At 57.7% G+C, this 16,682-nt stretch carries 13 protein-coding genes; 12 read left to right on the top strand and 1 reads right to left on the bottom strand.

What is annotated here, in order from left to right; genetic code table 11:
* The first annotated feature begins 3 nt into the window (after positions 1–3).
* On the top strand, positions 4–552 hold the full coding sequence (gene rfbC, locus HALO_RS16870; RefSeq protein ID WP_035577599.1) for a dTDP-4-dehydrorhamnose 3,5-epimerase: 549 nt from the start codon (positions 4–6) through the stop codon (positions 550–552).
* Positions 553–660: 108 nt separating this feature from the next.
* Here rfbC and HALO_RS16865 read toward each other — a convergent pair whose 3' ends face one another.
* Positions 661–2,601 carry an exoribonuclease II gene (locus HALO_RS16865; RefSeq protein ID WP_035577600.1) on the bottom strand — a complete coding sequence of 647 codons (1,941 nt, stop codon included), beginning with the start codon at positions 2,599–2,601 and terminating at the stop codon, positions 661–663.
* Positions 2,602–2,856: 255 nt separating this feature from the next.
* Here HALO_RS16865 and HALO_RS16860 point away from each other — a divergent pair, with 255 nt between their 5' ends.
* From HALO_RS16860 to HALO_RS16810, 11 genes are all read left to right on the top strand, one after another.
* Positions 2,857–3,591 (top strand): GntR family transcriptional regulator, encoded by a 735-nt coding sequence (locus tag HALO_RS16860; protein ID WP_035577602.1) that lies wholly within the window; start codon positions 2,857–2,859, stop codon positions 3,589–3,591.
* Between the two features lie 8 nt (positions 3,592–3,599).
* Entirely contained in the window at positions 3,600–4,703 is a 1,104-nt protein-coding gene (gene nagA / locus HALO_RS16855) for an N-acetylglucosamine-6-phosphate deacetylase (RefSeq protein WP_035577605.1), read from the top strand.
* Positions 4,703–5,722, top strand: coding sequence for an SIS domain-containing protein (locus tag HALO_RS16850; RefSeq protein WP_092490860.1), 1,020 nt, complete (start codon positions 4,703–4,705; stop codon positions 5,720–5,722). The genes nagA and HALO_RS16850 overlap by 1 nt, the downstream gene beginning before the upstream one ends.
* Before the next feature lie 55 nt (positions 5,723–5,777).
* On the top strand, positions 5,778–8,411 hold the full coding sequence (gene ptsP / locus HALO_RS16845; protein ID WP_035577609.1) for a phosphoenolpyruvate--protein phosphotransferase: 2,634 nt from the start codon (positions 5,778–5,780) through the stop codon (positions 8,409–8,411).
* Position 8,412: 1 nt separating this feature from the next.
* A complete protein-coding gene (gene nagE, locus HALO_RS16840) occupies positions 8,413–10,128 on the top strand; it encodes an N-acetylglucosamine-specific PTS transporter subunit IIBC (protein ID WP_092490859.1) in 1,716 nt (571 codons plus the stop codon).
* 124 nt (positions 10,129–10,252) lie between these two features.
* The gene (locus HALO_RS16835; protein ID WP_035577612.1) at positions 10,253–11,050 is read left to right on the top strand and encodes a Cof-type HAD-IIB family hydrolase; all 798 of its coding nucleotides are present in this window, start codon (positions 10,253–10,255) and stop codon (positions 11,048–11,050) included.
* Positions 11,051–11,168: 118 nt separating this feature from the next.
* Positions 11,169–11,894 (top strand): response regulator, encoded by a 726-nt coding sequence (locus HALO_RS16830; RefSeq protein WP_050713724.1) that lies wholly within the window; start codon positions 11,169–11,171, stop codon positions 11,892–11,894.
* 5 nt (positions 11,895–11,899) lie between these two features.
* Positions 11,900–13,402, top strand: a complete 1,503-nt coding sequence (locus HALO_RS16825) for an ATP-binding protein (RefSeq protein ID WP_050713723.1) — start codon at positions 11,900–11,902, stop codon at positions 13,400–13,402.
* Between the two features lie 111 nt (positions 13,403–13,513).
* Positions 13,514–14,773: an ABC transporter substrate-binding protein gene (locus HALO_RS16820; protein ID WP_035577618.1), complete on the top strand. Its 1,260-nt coding sequence runs from the start codon at positions 13,514–13,516 to the stop codon at positions 14,771–14,773.
* A gap of 93 nt (positions 14,774–14,866) precedes the next feature.
* Entirely contained in the window at positions 14,867–15,793 is a 927-nt protein-coding gene (locus tag HALO_RS16815; RefSeq protein ID WP_050713722.1) for a carbohydrate ABC transporter permease, read from the top strand.
* Entirely contained in the window at positions 15,786–16,664 is an 879-nt protein-coding gene (locus tag HALO_RS16810) for a carbohydrate ABC transporter permease (protein WP_050713721.1), read from the top strand. The genes HALO_RS16815 and HALO_RS16810 overlap by 8 nt, the downstream gene beginning before the upstream one ends.
* Positions 16,665–16,682: the final 18 nt, after the last annotated feature.

The following is a 16,682-nucleotide window of genomic DNA, read 5'->3' as shown; positions in this document are numbered from 1 at the left end:
GACATGCATTTTCATCAAACGAACCTCAAGGATGCCCGCCTGATAGAGCTTGAACCACATGGTGATGAACGCGGTTTTTTTGCCCGCACCATGTGCCGTGCGGAGTTTGAGCGCCATGGCCTGCTGAGTGATTTTGTGCAGCAGAATACCTCCTTTTCTGCTCAGCGAGGCACCTTAAGGGGATTGCATTATCAGCGCCAGCCCCATGCCGAAGCCAAACTGGTGCGCTGCATTCGAGGCGCGATTGTCGATGTCATCGTGGATATCCGTGAAGAGTCGGAAACCTACTTGCAGCATCAGTTGTTTGAATTAACCGCTGCAAACCGGCATCAGCTTTATGTCCCGCCAGGCTTTGCGCACTCCTTTCAGACACTGACCGACGATGTTGAAGTCAGCTATCTGGTCTCGGCGGCCTATCATCCTGAGTCTGAAAGTGGTTTGCGCTATAACGATGAACGTCTCGCAATTGAGTGGCCGATTCCACACACAGTGGTATCTGAAAAAGATGCTAGCTGGCCCTTAATCAGTGAGCGAAACGAAGCACTTTTTTAGTTATTGGCGAATAACTAGCAGCGAATCCAGGTATCAACCAAACACACACTAAAAAAGGGGCAGCGTGATCGCTGCCCCTTTGGGTAATACCTAGCTAGTGATGACTTATCAATCAGCTGGCTTTGCCACCAGCGAGCGAGTCTCTTCGCGAGCTTCGGTGAGCACTACGCGCAGCGGATCGCCAAGCTTATAACGCTCTTCGCCCTCGATCTGAATACGCCCCTCTTTATCATCAATGACCACTTTGCTGCGGTCACTGTGCATCAAGGGAGCAGGTACAAACGCCGTCGCGCCATTTTCCAGCAGACGAACGCGCATACCACCACGGTTGATGGCCATGATCTCGGCCTCAAAGGTGTCCTGGTTCTGCGCTGAGGGGGTCAGGTAACGCACGTAGAGCCAATCTTTCACATCACGTTCGGCCATACGGTTCAGGCGGCGACGCTCAGTCAGCTGCTCGGTGAGCTGCTGGGTAGCCTCGGCGGGCGCCTGTTCGCCTTTCAACACGCGCTTGATCAAGCGGTGGTTGACCATATCGCCATACTTACGAATCGGCGATGTCCAGGTAGCGTAGGCAGCCAAGCCTAAACCAAAGTGCGGGCCGGGCTGTGCGGACATCATGGTGAAGCCCTGGAAACGGCGCAGACGCGCATCCAGCCAAGCGTCATCGCGGCTTTCCAGCGCACGCTTAAGCTCGGTGTAGCGGGCAAGCTCAGTCAACGCCTCACGCTCGACCACAATTTCCTGACCTGCCAGGAACTCCTGGGCGGCTTCGGCTTTTTCCGGCTCGAACGCACGGTGCACGTTAAAGATACCGTGGCCGATATGCTGGGCCAGGAAGTCCGCGCAGCAGGCGTTGGCCACAATCATCGACTCTTCGATCATGCGGTTAGCAATCCGGCGCTCTTCGGTGCGCACCGCCAAGACATTACCGGCAGGATCGAGATCGAACACATAGTCGGGGCGGTCTTTAAACACCAGCGCGTGTTCGTTACGCCAAGCAGTACGTGCCTCGGTCAAATCACGCAGCGCGGTGAGCTGCTCGGCAATATCATCTGCGGGCGCCCAATCGCCTTGGCCTTCGATCCAGTCGGAGACGTTGTCGTAAACGAGCTTGGCGTGAGACTTAACGTTGGCCGCAAAAAAGCGATACTCGCCCATGCTGCCGTCGGCATTGATATCCAGCGTACAGGCCAGCGCGGGGCGATCCTTACCTTCCCACAGCGAGCAGAGATCATCTGCCAACTGCTCTGGCAGCATAGTGACGTTCTGGCCAGGCAGGTAAACGGTAAAGGCGCGCGTGCGGGCTTCTAAATCAGCCGCATGGCCCTCTTCCACGTAAGCAGTGGGGTCGGCAATCGCGACACTCAACTGCCAGCCGCCTTCAGCGCGGGTGGCCACGTGCAGCGCATCGTCCATATCGCGGGTCTTCTCACCATCAATGGTGAAGAAGGGCGTAGCGGTCAGGTCTTCGCGGGTCAGACCTTCATCCATCAGCGGCCAGTCGGTGCCCGCGTCGGGGCACTCTTGTTCCAGCGCATGGCGTGCCAGCGTAACGCGCCACGGCACCGCAGGGTCGTCGCTTTTAGCCACCAGCTCATCAATCTGGGCAAAGAAGGCGCGGTCGTCGGCTTTTAGCGGATGACGTACCAGCCGAGCGACGATCCAATCGCCATCAGCAATGCTCTCTTCATCAAGGCTGTTCTTTATCCGCGCCTTGATAATATTTTTAATCGACGGATGGTCGGGGACGACAGATAGGCGACCTTCGCGCTTCTGCACCCGGGCGACAAACCGATCAAGACCCGCTTCAATCAGCTTTTCCGGCTCAATGGACTTTTTGTCACCGTTCTCGTGAATCACACCTTCCACGCGATCACCGTGAATCACCTGCTTCATGGCGGGCGGCGGCACGAAATAGGATTCACCGTCGTCGGTTTCGAGAAACCCGAAACCTTTGTCGGTGGCTTTGATCACCCCTTCAGCACGGGGGGTGGTTTGACGAATCTGTTGCTTGAGCTGGGCAAGCATGGCGTTGTTCTGAAGCATGAGCTCAATCAGTTGGCGAGAGTTAGGGTGCCACTATACGGATTCCCGCAGGCTGCGCCAATTGTCGCTATGTGAAGTTCTTTTTGTTCTCGATTTATCAATAACCTACATCTTCCCTGTTAGCTGGGTAATTACCCTGTGGGCAGAGTGGAGTGGGGCTATTCGGTTGTGGTAGTTGTTAATTGGCACTTGATTGGTATTGAATTATGTCTATATTGGTATTCAATTGGTATTGTTTGTCGTACGGAGATATCCATGGATCCACGCTTTACCCACCTGCGCCTTGACCCGCAGGGAGCGACACCGCTCTACCAGCAGTTAGCCCGTCAGTTGGAGCATGCCATCGAGACAGGCGCTTGGGAGACCGGCGAGGCGCTGCCTTCAGAGCGGAGCTTGGCCGATACCCTCAATGTCTCGCGTATTACCGCGCGCAAGGCTTTGGATTGTTTGGCTGAGCTGGGGCTCATTCGCCGTAGCCGTGGTTCTGGCACCTTCATCACGCCGAGACTTAATCAGTCGTTAACCCGATTGGTGAGTTTCACCGAGCTACTGACTCAGCGTGGTTTTACGCCAAGTTCTCAATGGTTAGAGCGCAGGCTGGCAACTCCCAACGCGGAAGAGAGTATGCGTCTTGGCTTGGGTGCCGATGCCCAGGTGGCGCGCCTTAAGCGTTTACGTTTGGCTGATGAGGTGGTGATGGCGGTAGAGGATAGCTGCCTACCTGTATCGGTGCTGCCCGATCCTCAATCAGTAGAAACGTCTCTCTATGCGGTACTGGAAGCCAGCGGTAAGTCAATGGCTCGAGCCCTGCAGCATGTCACCGCCATCAACGCTGACGCAGAGCTAGCGGTGCTCGCCGAAGTGCCCGAGGGGCAGGCGTTGCTTAAGATCACTCGGCTAGGGTATCTGGCCGATGGCACGCCAGCAGAGCTTACGGTGACTTACTGCCGCACCGATTACTACGACTTTATGGTCGAACTGACTCGCTAGGAAACGTTATGCAATTTGGCAATATCCTGACCGCCGAGGGCTGGCGCCTGGGCGAGATTCACTGGGAGGGGGAGCGTATCAAGCGTATCAGCGGCGAGCCGGTAGACCCTGATTCCAATGATCATCCTCGCATACTCCCCGGCTTTATCGATTTACATGTGCATGGTGGCGGTGGCGCTGATGTTATGGAGGGAGGCGAGGCACTGGCTACCTTGGCCCGCACCCATGTTCGCTTCGGAACCACTCGGCTGCTTGCCACTACCATGACTGCGCCAGACGACCACATCAGAAGGACACTACGGGATATCGCAGCTTATATGCAGGCACCCGCACCTCTGGCAGCCAAAGTACTGGGCGTGCATCTGGAAGGGCCTTATATCAACCCTGGTAAGTTAGGTGCCCAGCCATCCTATGCCCGGACTGGGTTGATCGAGGAGCTAGACGAGCTTTGTAATCTGGCGCCGATTCACTTGATTACCCTCGCTCCAGAACTCTCCGGTCATATGGCACTGATTCGCCACCTTAGCGATCGAGGCGTGCGGGTGCAGTTGGGGCATACCCTAGGCAGCTATGAAGAAGGGGTCGAGGCTCTGGCTCATGGTGCCTGCGGATTCACCCACCTATTCAATGCCATGACCGGCCTGCACCACCGTAAGCCAGGTATGGTCGGAGCCGCGTTGGCCCATGCCCAGTATGCCGAGCTGATTCCCGACCTGCTGCATGTCCACCCTGGCGCCATCCTTACTGCCTTGCGCTGCATCCCTAATCTCTATGCGGTGACTGATTCCACCGCTGCTGCTGGCATGCCTGACGGCGATTACCGCCTGGGTGAGCAGACCGTCACCAAATGCTTAGGTGGGGTACGTTTGGCCGATGGCACCTTGGCCGGTAGCACGCTGACCATGGATCAAGCGCTGCGTAACTTCGTAAGCCTCGGACTTTCGCTGGCTGAGGCTTCTGACCGCCTATCCCGCATTCCCGCTGATTTTCTGGGGCTTGGCGATATTGGTCGCCTTGCGGAAGGCGCAGTGGCTGATCTGGTTGTTCTTGACCCTCAACTCCAACTTCAAGCGGTCTTCGTAGAGGGCCGCTTTATCCACGGAGATGCCTGATGTCCCTGATGCTCGATGAAGCCCGCAGCGCTCCGGAAATTATCCGGAGTCAACTGCGGCGAAATGCACCCATGATGGCTGATTTGGGCCAGCAACTGCGTCAGTCGCCGCCGGTTTCAGCGGTAACCGTGGCCCGCGGGAGCTCCGACCATGCCGCTAGTTACTTTGCCTACTTGTGCATGAAGCAACGCGGCCTACCGGTGGCTTCGCTGCCGCCTTCATTGACGACACTGGCCAAGGCCCCTTGGCGGGCTAGTGGCCATCTGGCCCTGGCGGTCTCCCAGTCAGGGCAGAGCCCTGATTTGATTGCTACCCAGCAGGCGTTAGCGACCGGCGGTGCCCATACGTTGGCGCTGCTCAATACGGCGGGGTCGCCGCTGGGTGCAGTCAGTGACACTGAGATCCCTCTCCATGCCGGGGAAGAAAAGAGCGTTGCGGCCACCAAAAGTTACCTAGCGACCCTCTCTGCCATGGCTCAACTACTGGGTCACTGGAGCGAGGATCGCAGCTTATTAACCGCCCTGGAGGGATTGCCAGAGCGCCTGGAAAAAGCGCTTGAGCAAGATTGGACGCCTGCGGTAGAGGCATTTCAGACAGCCGACAGGATGATGGTCATTGGCCGGGGGGCCGGGCTGGCGGTTGCCCAAGAAGCGGCGCTTAAATTCAAAGAGMCCTGTGCCATTCAGGCCGAGGCCTTTAGCGGAGCAGAAGTTCGCCATGGCCCGATGGCATTGATAGGCCCTGGCTACCCAGTGCTGGTACTCGCGCCGCCCGGCCCGGAGCAGGCCGGATTGCTAACGCTGGCCGAATGGCTAGAGGGCGTCGGGGCGCAGGTATTACTGGCGGCTGATGCGAGCGTGGCTAAACGCCAACTAACGTTGGTGGACGCGGGCCACGACGACCTGCAGCCGCTGTCCGTCATCCAAAGCTTCTACGTCATGGTGGCAGCCCTAGCGGCGGCCCGGGGTAGTGACCCGGATCGACCCCGGCACCTTAACAAGGTCACCTGCACCCTTTAATAGCTGATAGCTGATAGCTGATAGCTAATAACAAAGACAAAGCGGGAGTCTTCCCATGTCCGATGCAAGTCAAACCCTAACCCTACTGGCCCCCGTAGAGGGGGTGGTGATCCCCCTCAACGAGGTGCCTGACCCTGTTTTCGCTGGCTTAGCGCTAGGCGAGGGCATTGCCCTCGACCCCCTCGGCGAGTGCCTGCATGCTCCCTGCGACGGAGAGGTAGTGCAATGTGCCCGCACTCGCCACGCCCTGACTTTACGAACCGACGCTGGCTTAGAGCTGCTGATTCACCTGGGACTGGACACGGTTGAATTACAGGGCCGGGGCATCGAACTATTGGTGACGGTGGGTGACCAAGTCCGCGCCGGTGAGCCGCTGTGCCGTTTTGACGCCGATGTATTGGCGCTAGGCGCCTCTGCGCTGATCACGCCCATAGTGGTCACCGAAACCGCTGGCTGGCGCCTATTGCCGCTTCGCTATGCGAAGGGGGAGCGAGTTGCCCTAGGCGAAACGCTGATGGTGCTTACGCGCACCTCAGCGGAGCAGGGCGAAGCCGCAACGACCAAAGGCCCGTTAGTGGAGCGTTGCATAACGCTTGCTCTCGCGGCAGGGCTGCATGCCCGTCCTGCGGCGCGGCTAAGAGCCATCGCACGGGAGCACGATGTTAATTTGGAAGTGCACCGTGAACCAGCGGCAGAAGGTGCTAGCGCGAATGCTGAAAGCTTAAGTGCGCTAATGAACCTTGGCTTAGTCGCAGGCAGCCCTTTGCGTCTGATTGCCCAGGGAGCTCGGGGGGAAGTCGCTTTGGACGCTGCTGAAGCGTTGCTGACTACTCCCGAAGCCGAGGAGCACGCTGCTGGCACAACCCCGGCGGTACCGACCCAAGCACTTGAGAAAGAGCTTGAGAAAGAACTTGGAGCAGGAGAGCTGGCCGGTTTGATCGCCAGTCAGGGCTTGGCGACTGGCCCGCTGATAGTTTACCGACCGCCACTGCCTAGCGTGCCTTATGACGGGGAAGGTGAAAGCGTAGAGTCCCCCCGCCTTAAACAGGCGCTGAACCGTATCGGCGAAGACTTAGCAAAGGCAGAGGCGCAGGCAACACGTCAAGGGCAGGTCGCGGAGGCGGAAATCTTCGCCGCCCATGGCGCCTGGTTGGAAGACCCGAACCTAGAAGCAGCGGCAGAGGCGCGTATTGGTGATGGCCGCAGTGCTGGCCAAGCTTGGCGCGAGGCGTTAGACGTTGAAGCCGAGCGGCTTGTCGCTAGCGGTAATGACTTGATGGCCGCCCGCGTCGCGGATCTGCGTGACCTGCAACGACGTGTGATGGCGGCGCTGAGTAACGACCATCAAGAGGCAGCTCCTGAGCTGCCTGAAGGCGCCGTCTTGGTGGCGGAGGATTTAACCCCTTCGGAATTGGTGGCCGTGGCTGACCAGCACCCCGCTGGGCTTTGTCTTGCTGGCGGTGGCACCACTTCTCATGTGGCTATTCTGGCGCGGGCACGGAGTATCCCTTGTCTAGTGGCCATGGGGCAGGGGCTATTGGAAGCAGCTCATGAGGCCTCCCTTGAAAGCGTCATTCTAGATGCCGAGAACGGCTGCTTGGCGCTGAAGCCAACGCCGATACAACAGGCCGAGATGGCTGACCGGGTTGAGGTTCGCCGACAGCAAGCCGAAACGGCGCGGGCCGCAGCTCATGAGCCAGCCATTACCTTAGACGGACGTACTGTTGAGGTGCGCGCTAATATTGGTGGCGCCGAGGAGGCGCGCCTAGCGGCAGCATCAGGCGCTGATGGCGTAGGCCTACTACGCAGCGAGTTTCTGTTCCTAGAGCGAGATAGCGCCCCGGACGAGGAATTTCAGCGTAAAGAGTATCAAGCCGCTCTAAAGGCTTTAGACGGTAAACCAGTGATTATTCGCACGCTGGATATTGGCGCCGACAAGCAGCTTCCTTATCTGCGTTTGCCAAATGTGCCTAATCCAGCGTTGGGAGTACGCGGTGTGCGCCTTTGGCAAAGCCAGCCCAAGCTTTTGGAGACACAGCTAAGAGCGTTACTGGGTGTTACCCCGTTGAAAGCGCTGCATATCATGCTGCCTATGGTGAGCGAGGCCTCCGAACTACGCGAAGTGCGCCAGCGTTTAGAGACGCTGGCCGTTGAGTTAGGGCTGAGTGAACGGCCGCGTTTAGGGGCCATGATCGAAGTGCCCAGCGCCGCACTCTGCGCTGCCAGTCTTGCCGACGAGGCCGATTTCCTCTCCATTGGCACCAACGACTTAACCCAGTACACCCTCGCCATGGATCGTGAAGATCCAGCGCTTGCCAGCCGGGCTGATGTACTCCACCCGGCGGTACTGCGTCTGATCCAAGCGACGGTCGATGGCGCTGAGGGGCGTTGCTCGGTCGGCGTATGTGGCAGTGCTGCCAGTGACGAACTGGCCGCTCCTTTGCTAGTGGCCCTGGGTGTCGATGAACTCTCAGTAGAGCCTGCACAAATACCGGCGGTGAAGGCTACTTTGCGCCGTCTGGACACCGCCGTCTTGGCAGCCAAGCTCCCCGAGTTACTGGCTCTTCACGACGCTGTCGCGGTGCGTCGGCGCCTCGGCGAGCTGTTGGCGCTTAACGATGCAGCTCCATTAGCCACAAGTTCCACAACGACAACTCCCACAACAACAACTCCCCTCACGAGGTGCTGATATGCCTGTCATGACCCTGGGATCCCGTCTGATGGGCGGTCTACAGCAACTTGGCCGCTCCCTGATGCTGCCGATTGCCGTGCTGCCTATTGCTGGTCTGCTATTACGTTTAGGTCAGCCAGATCTACTCGATATCGCCTTTATCGCTAGTGCGGGTGAGGCGATCTTCGCCAATTTAGCGCTGATCTTTGCCATTGGTTTGGCGGTGGGCTTTGCCAATGACAGCAATGGCGCAGCGGGTCTGGCCGGTGTCATTGGTTATTTGGTTCTAGATGCCGTGCTGAACTCTCTTAATCCAGAGATTAATATGGGTGTGCTGGCAGGCATCATCATCGGCAGCGTGGCGGGCTTGCTTTATAACCGCTACCAAGCAATCCAACTGCCAGACTACTTGGCTTTCTTCGGCGGGCGGCGCTTTGTGCCTATTGTCACCGGCCTTGCCGCTGTGGTTCTGGGGTTCGCCTTCGGGGCTATCTGGCCTCCCATCCAGCACGGTATTGATTTGCTGGGCCAATGGCTCATTGATGCTGGTGAGTTAGGGCTATTCGTCTATGGAGTGCTCAATCGGCTACTGATCGTTACTGGTCTGCACCATGTGCTCAACAGCTTGGTATGGTTTGTTTTTGGCAGCTTTGAAACGGCATCTGGGGCGGTAGTTAGCGGGGATCTTAATCGCTTCTTCGCAGGTGATCCTACCGCAGGCCGCTTTATGGCGGGCTTTTTCCCGGTGATGATGTTCGGCCTGCCAGCCGCAGCGCTGGCCATGTACCACGCCGCACCGAAAGGGCGACGTGCCCAGGTAGGTGGCCTGCTGTTGTCGCTGGCGTTGACCGCTTTTCTGACCGGCGTCACCGAACCCATTGAATTTACTTTTATGTTTTTGGCGCCGTTGCTCTATGTCATGCACGCTTTGCTGACCGGTATCTCAGTAGCTCTGCTGCACTGGCTTGACGTTAAACTGGGCTTCACTTTTTCCGCTGGGGCCTTCGACTTCGCACTTTCCTACGGTCTTTCTACCAACGGCTGGCTGATGTTGCCGGTAGGGTTGGTCTACGCTGGCATCTACTACACAGTATTTCGCTGGGCGATTGTGCGCTTCGACCTACCAACGCCGGGCCGTGACCCAGAGACAATAGCACCCGTTGGGGCAGAAGCTACTCCCAGTGAGCGAGGCCCTGCCTTCGTTGCCGCTCTGGGGGGCGCAGCAAACCTGCAAAGCGTTGGCGCCTGTACTACTCGTCTCCGCTTAGTATTGGACAACCCTGATGCTATCGACGAGGCGGCTCTCAAGACGCTGGGATCACGAGGGCTCCTGCGCCTTCAGGGCGGTGGACTTCAGGTCATTGTAGGGCCTATCGCCGACGCCGTAGTTGATGATATACGCGCTGCGCTAAGCGCCACTGGKGAGGCACCGGAGCAACTTGCCGAACCAGGGCCGTCTAATGCCGTAGCGTCCTCTGTAGCTGCCATAGAGCCCCTAACACCTCAGCGTCGTCAGGCTTGGCAGCAAGCGCTGGGCGGCGAGAGCAATGTGCATAGTGCGACGGCGGTGGCATCCACGCGGCTGCGCTTGGAACTAACCAATGTCTCTATGCTAGACGAGAGGGCCCTGGCTAGCCTGGGAGCCCACGGCGTGCAGCGGCTGCAGCGAGGCGTGATTCATGTCATCTTGGATGAACAAGCAAAGGCGGTAGCCTTGGGGCTGTCATCCCATTGATGTTGCCCAATGGCCGAACCCGCGAGGTGGAGTGGCCATTGTGCCTGGCGTCCTAGCCGGTTGCGGCTAGGCGTCCGAGGAATCAATCGGTTAAGCTAAAACATCCACACTCACGGAGCGCGCTATGACACCTCGCTTAATTGTTTCTGACCTGGATGGAACCCTATTAGGAAGCGACCACACGCTGCACGCAAGCACCGTAGAGGTGCTCAGAGCATTGGTGAAGCAAGGTCATCATGTCGCGCTCGCCTCTGGCCGCCACTACTACGATATGAAGGTGTTTCGTGATCAGTTGGATATTCCTGCGCACTTGATCAGCACTAACGGTGCCTATGTTCACGATCCTGAAGATGCCTTGCTGGCGGCTAATCACCTTGAGCCTGAACATGCMAAGACGCTGATCAATCTTCCGCGCCCGCCTCAAGTGCGGCTTAACCTTTATCGCGAAAGCGGTTGGCATATTGATTCAGAGGCCCCGCACTTATTATCACTTCACGCCTCCACAGGGTTTGGCTATGAAGTCGTGCCCCCCGCGCAAATGGACGCTAATGGTGTAGGCAAAGTGCTCTATCTAGGCGATCCAAACGCGCTAAAACAGCTAGAAGCCCAGGCACAAGAGGCCCACGGCGACGGGCTGCATATTACCTATTCCACCATTGATTCTCTGGAAATCATGGCCGGCGGGGTCAACAAAGGTGTGGCGCTGTCATCACTGCTGGAACGGTTGGGCTTAACGCCCGCAGATTGTTTAGCGTTTGGCGATAACCTTAACGATACAGAAATGCTCGATTTAGCAGGGGAGGCCCAGGTAATGGCTAATGCCCACCCGGCACTATTTGATCGTCTCTCAGGCGCTGAACGCATTGGCCACCACGGTGAAGCTGCCGTTGCCGAGTGGCTTAAGCAGCGGTTTGGGCTTTAAGCGTCGAAGAACATTAATCTAATGCAACCTTGGTCGTAGCGGTATTGCTACTGCTTGGCCCCTCGATCATCATCAAAGCCCAATAAAACGACAACAATGTAGGGCGACAACTGCTGCGATGACGACACCCCCTGCTACCTTGATTGTGGTCGACGATGATCCGGAAATTTGTGAACTGCTCGCGGACTACCTGGGGCGTCATGGCTACCGGGTATTGACGGCGGAGGGTGCCGAAGCGCTGCATGTTCTGCGCGCTGAACATGCACCTGACTTGCTGATTGTCGATTTAATGCTTCCGGGAGATGACGGCTTTACCATCTGCCGCGACGTTAGAAAACACAGCGATGTACCGATTATTATGCTGACCGCCAGTGCCGATGAGACCGACCGTATTCTTGGCCTTGAGCTAGGCGCTGATGACTATTTGGGCAAGCCGTTTAATCCCCGTGAGCTGCTGGCGCGGATTAAAGCGGTGCTGCGGCGTACCCGCTGTGCACCGCCTGAGCTGCCCGCTGGGCAGGCACGCTGGGTCAGTTTTGGTAACTGGCAACTCGACCGAATGACCCGTGAGTTGATTGACCTGCAGGGCGAGCGCGCCGCGCTTTCAGGGGCTGATTTTCAGCTATTGCAGGTGTTTTTAGAGCATCCGGCGAAGGTGCTCACTCGGGATGATCTCTACGCGCTTACCCGTGGGCGGGACGCGCCGCCGCTTGATCGCTCCATTGATGTCCACGTTTGCCGCCTGCGCCAACGGCTGGGGGAAGACGCCCAGCACTCCCAACTGATTCGTACGGTGCGCGGGGCGGGCTACGTATTAACCGCTCAGGKAGACGCATTAACGTGAGACGCATGGAGTGGGCAAAAATACATCGACGCTTATCACGACGAGCGGCCCGCTGGTTACCAGCATCCCTGCGCGGGCGCTTTGTGATCATTATGATCGCCGGAGTGCTGGTCGCCCAAGGGGCCAGCTACGCGATCTGGACTTCCCAGGTGCGCYCCAGCCACTTGGCACAGCTTGATGAGCTGTCCACCAATATGGCGTTTAGCATCGCCTCCACCATGAAGTTTTTCCGCTCACTGCCCGTTGACTACCGCCACATCGTGCTGGATCAGCTGCGTAATATGGGCGGCACGCGCTTTTTTGTTAGCGTCAACGAACGCAGGCTGGCCATCGACGATATCGGCTCGGGGCCGGAAAAACAGGTGGTGGTGAACAATGTGCGCTCGGTGCTCACCCAGCAGCTCAATATTGACGACGTGATTGTCGAGTTCTCCCGCCCGGAAAACCTGCGAGTGCTCAATAACGAAGTACTGCTTTACGATCTGCCGCCCCGCTGGGGGCAGCACAGCCTGCTGATGGAACCGCTCTCGCCGCCAATTCTAGTGGTTCAACTGGAGCTTGCCCCAGGCACCTGGCTGTATGTGGCCACGCTGCTGGGCGTACCCGATATTTTCAGCGGCTATCGCTGGCTTTCTGAGGAGCGCTTGCTGGTCGGGTTGCTGGTGCTGCTGAGTGTGCTGGCGCTTTCGCTGTTAGGAATTACCAGCGTGACCCGACCATTGGCGCGGCTTTCACGGGCAGCGAATCAGTTGGGCGATGATTTGGATATGCCGCCACTACGGGAGAGCGGCCCTAAGGAGGTTGCCGCCACCGCCGCAGCGTTCAATCGTATGCAGCGGCGTATTCGTGAGCAGATTGAGGAGCGCGAACGGCTGTTTTCGGCGATTTCCCATGATTTAAAGACCCCCTTAACCCGCATGCGCCTGCGCGCCGAGATGCTCGATGACGACTATCAGCGCGAGCGTTTTTGCGCCTCACTGGATGAGCTGGATAGCTTGGTTAAAGGTGCCTTGGCCTCGGTAAAAGGCTTAGACCTGCATGAAGAGCCCGAGCCCGTTGATCTAACACACCTGCTCGAAGAGCTGGCCGAAGAGCTTAGCCTTCAGGGGGGTAAGGTCACTATTGAGATTAAAAGTGGTTCTCTTATCGCGCCGCTGATTGTCAAACCGGTAGCGCTTAAACGCTGCCTGGCAAACCTGCTTGAGAACGCGGTGTTCTATGGCAAGCAGGCCGATGTGCAGCTAATCGATCACGGTAATGTTGTCACCATGCGTATTCGTGACCACGGCCCAGGTATACCCGAAGAGCAATTGGGGCGGGTGKTTTCGCCCTTTGTGCGCCTGGAGCCCTCACGCAGTCGACACACGGGTGGTAGCGGCCTCGGGTTGGGTATTGCTCGGCATATTGCCCGTGCCCATGGCGGCGATATCACGCTCGCCAACCATGCTGATGGTGGGCTGGTGGTGACTCTCTCGCTACCCCGCCAGGAAACTATTACAGGTTTGTAATAAAACCCCAACACTATGCAGTACTCGGTAACTCCCGTTGACGCTCACCTTGGCGTAACCTCTTGGATGTCGAACGTCCGAGAGGACAATAACAATATAAGGAGTTACTCCATGTCGACGTTAAAGAAAACGACCCTCGCGCTTGCTCTGGCAGGTGCCACGCTAGCCACCACCGCTCAAGCGAATGAAGTTGAAGTGCTGCACTGGTGGACTTCTGGTGGTGAAGCTCGCGCTGCCAACGTGCTTAAAGAGTTAATGGAAGCTGAAGGCTACGGTTGGCAAGATTTCGCCGTGGCAGGCGGCGGCGGTGAAACCGCCATGACGGTGCTTAAATCCCGTGCCATGTCGGGCAACCCGCCCTCCGCCGCCCAAATCAAAGGCCCCGAGATTCAGGAGTGGGGTGAGCTTGGCTTGCTCGGTGACCTGAACGGCGTTGCCGATGCGGAAGGTTGGGATGAACTGCTGCCGGAAGTCGTGGCCGATATCATGCGTCACGACGGCCAATACGTGGCGGTACCCGTCAACGTGCACCGGGTAAACTGGCTGTGGGCCAACCCCGAAGTGCTCGAAGCGGCTGGAGTTGAGATGCCCACCACGCTGGATGAGTTGTTCGAGGCAGGCGAGGCTATCCGCGAAGCGGGCTTCGTACCGCTGGCTCATGGCGGCCAATCCTGGCAGGACGCTACGGTCTTCGAAAGCGTGCTGTTAGGTGGTCAGGGTAGCGAGTTTTATCAGCAGGCATTGGTAGAACTAGACCCTGAAGCCCTGGGCGGCGAACAAATGATCGATGCCCTTGAAGACTTCAAACGTACCCGCGAGCTGATGGATGAAGGCATGCCTGGGCGCGACTGGAATGTTGCCACGGCAATGGTGATTGAAGGAGTGGCTGGGTTTCAGCTCATGGGCGATTGGGCCAAAGGTGAGTTCACTGCGGCTGGACTGACCGCCGGGGAAGATTACCTCTGTGCCGCAGCGCCGGGCACCGAAGATGCGTTCACCTTCAATATCGATAGTCTGGCCATGTTCCGCGTCACCGACGACGAGGAGCGCGAGGCGCAGCAAGCGTTAGCCCGTCTGGTGCTTGAGCCTACTTTCCAGGAAGCGTTTAACCTTGCCAAAGGCTCGATTCCTGCGCGGCCTGATCTGGACATGAGCGAATTCGATAGCTGTGCCCAGCAGTCGTTGGCTGATTTTCAGCGCACCGCCGAAGAGGGTGGCCTAGTTCCGAGTATGGCTCACGGTATGGCCGTACGTGCGGATGTACAGGGTGCCATTTTTGATGTGGTTACCAACTACTTCAACGACGCCGATATGCCTGCTGAAGAAGCGGCAGAACGCATGGTGAGCGCTGCCGAAGCGGCCTCTTTCTAGGCTTTTCTAGCGTTAGCGTTCTTCAGGCGCCGCTGCAACGGCGGCGCCTTCGTTGCTTGGCAAGGATACTTCTCCATGAGAGATTCCCTCCCCATGAAAAATACCTCTGCGACGCCTTTAGGGGCTGGCGCTAAGCGGACGACGCCATCCGGCGGTTTGCAGGCGTGGCTGCCACGCCTGGTGCTGGCGCCATCAGTGGCCATTTCGCTGTTCTTTGTTTATGGCTTCATGCTGTGGACGKTCGTGCTCTCGCTAACCAGCTCGCGCATGCTGCCCAGCTATGACTTTGTCGGCTTTGGTCAATATGCACGCTTAATGGCCAATGAGCGCTGGTGGGTCGCCTCAACCAACCTGATGATTTTTGGTGTGCTGTTCGTAACGGTTTGCCTGGTGATTGGTGCGCTGCTGGCGATTTTGCTCGATCAGAAAATTCGCCAGGAGGGCGCGCTGCGCACCATCTACCTCTACCCTATGGCGCTGTCGTTTATCGTTACCGGTGTGGTGTGGAAATGGTTGCTCAACCCGCAGCTGGGCATTCAAGCGATGGTTCAGGGCTGGGGCTTTGAGTCGTTTCGCTTTGACTGGATTGTCGMCCCGGATATGGCCATCTACACCCTGGTGATTGCCGCCGTATGGCAGGCGTCAGGCTTTGTGATGGCGCTGTTTTTAGCCGGGCTGCGGGGTATCGACGACAGCATTATCAAAGCCGCGCAACTAGATGGCGCTAGCCTACCGCGGATTTATTGGCGCGTAGTGATGCCCTGCCTGCGTCCGGTAGTGTTTAGCGCCGTGATGATTTTGGCCCATATTGCGATCAAGAGCTTTGACCTGGTCGTTGCGCTCACCGGCGGCGGGCCTGGCTATGCCACCGATTTACCCGCCACCTTTATGTACGCCCACGCCTTCACCCGGGCGCAGATAGGTTTGGGCTCCGCCAGCGCTATGCTGATGTTGGGCGGCGTGCTGGCGATTTTGATTCCTTACCTCTACTCCGAATTAAGGAGCCGCAAGCATGGCTAATGTGATTCGTCGTCAGACGCCCGCTGCGCGGCTCGGCCGTGGCCTGCTCTACGGCGTGCTGTTACTCGCCGCGCTGTTCTATATTCTCCCGCTGGTAGTCATGCTGATGACCTCGGTGAAGCCGCTGAGCGAAATCAGCGCCGGGTCGCTGCTCTCATTTCCGCAAAATCCCACTTTCGCGCCGTGGACAAAAGCCTGGGGTGAAGCCTGTACCGGCATGCGCTGTGATGGCGTAGGCGGCTATTTCTGGAACTCCTTTGCGATTGTGATTCCAGCGGTGCTGATCTCAACCACTATCGGAGCCCTTAACGGCTATGCGCTGACCAAATGGCGCTTCAAAGGCTCTGAATTAGTCTTCGCGCTAATGCTGTTTGGCTGTTTTATTCCTTTCCAGGTGGTGCTGTTGCCCATGGCGCAAACCCTCGGCTGGCTGGGTATCTCCAGCTCCCGCGCCGGGTTGATTCTGGTTCACGTGGTCTTTGGCATCGCTTTTACTACGCTGTTTTTCCGCAACTTCTACGTGGGTATCCCCAACGAGCTGGTATCGGCGGCGAAGTTGGATGGTGCGGGCTTTTTCCGCATCTTCTGGCGCATTCTACTGCCGGTTTCCGCACCCATTATCGTGGTTTCGGTGATCTGGCAGTTCACCCAAATCTGGAACGACTTCCTGTTTGGCGTGGCGTTTTCGGCCCATAACACCCAGCCCGTTACCGTGGCGCTAAACAACCTGGTGAATACTTCCACTGGTGTACGCGAGTACAACGTGGATATGGCGGCGGCGATGATTGCCGCGCTGCCCACTCTAGTGGTGTACGTGCTGGCGGGAAAATACTTCGTGCGCGGGCTGACTGCGGGCTCCGTTAAAGGCTAATAACAACTAGGTGAGTGG

Source organism: Halomonas sp. R57-5 (genome assembly GCF_900070345.1).
Classification (GTDB): Bacteria; Pseudomonadota; Gammaproteobacteria; order Pseudomonadales; family Halomonadaceae; genus Vreelandella; species Vreelandella ventosae_B.
This window is presented reverse-complemented; position numbering and strand designations above follow the sequence as displayed.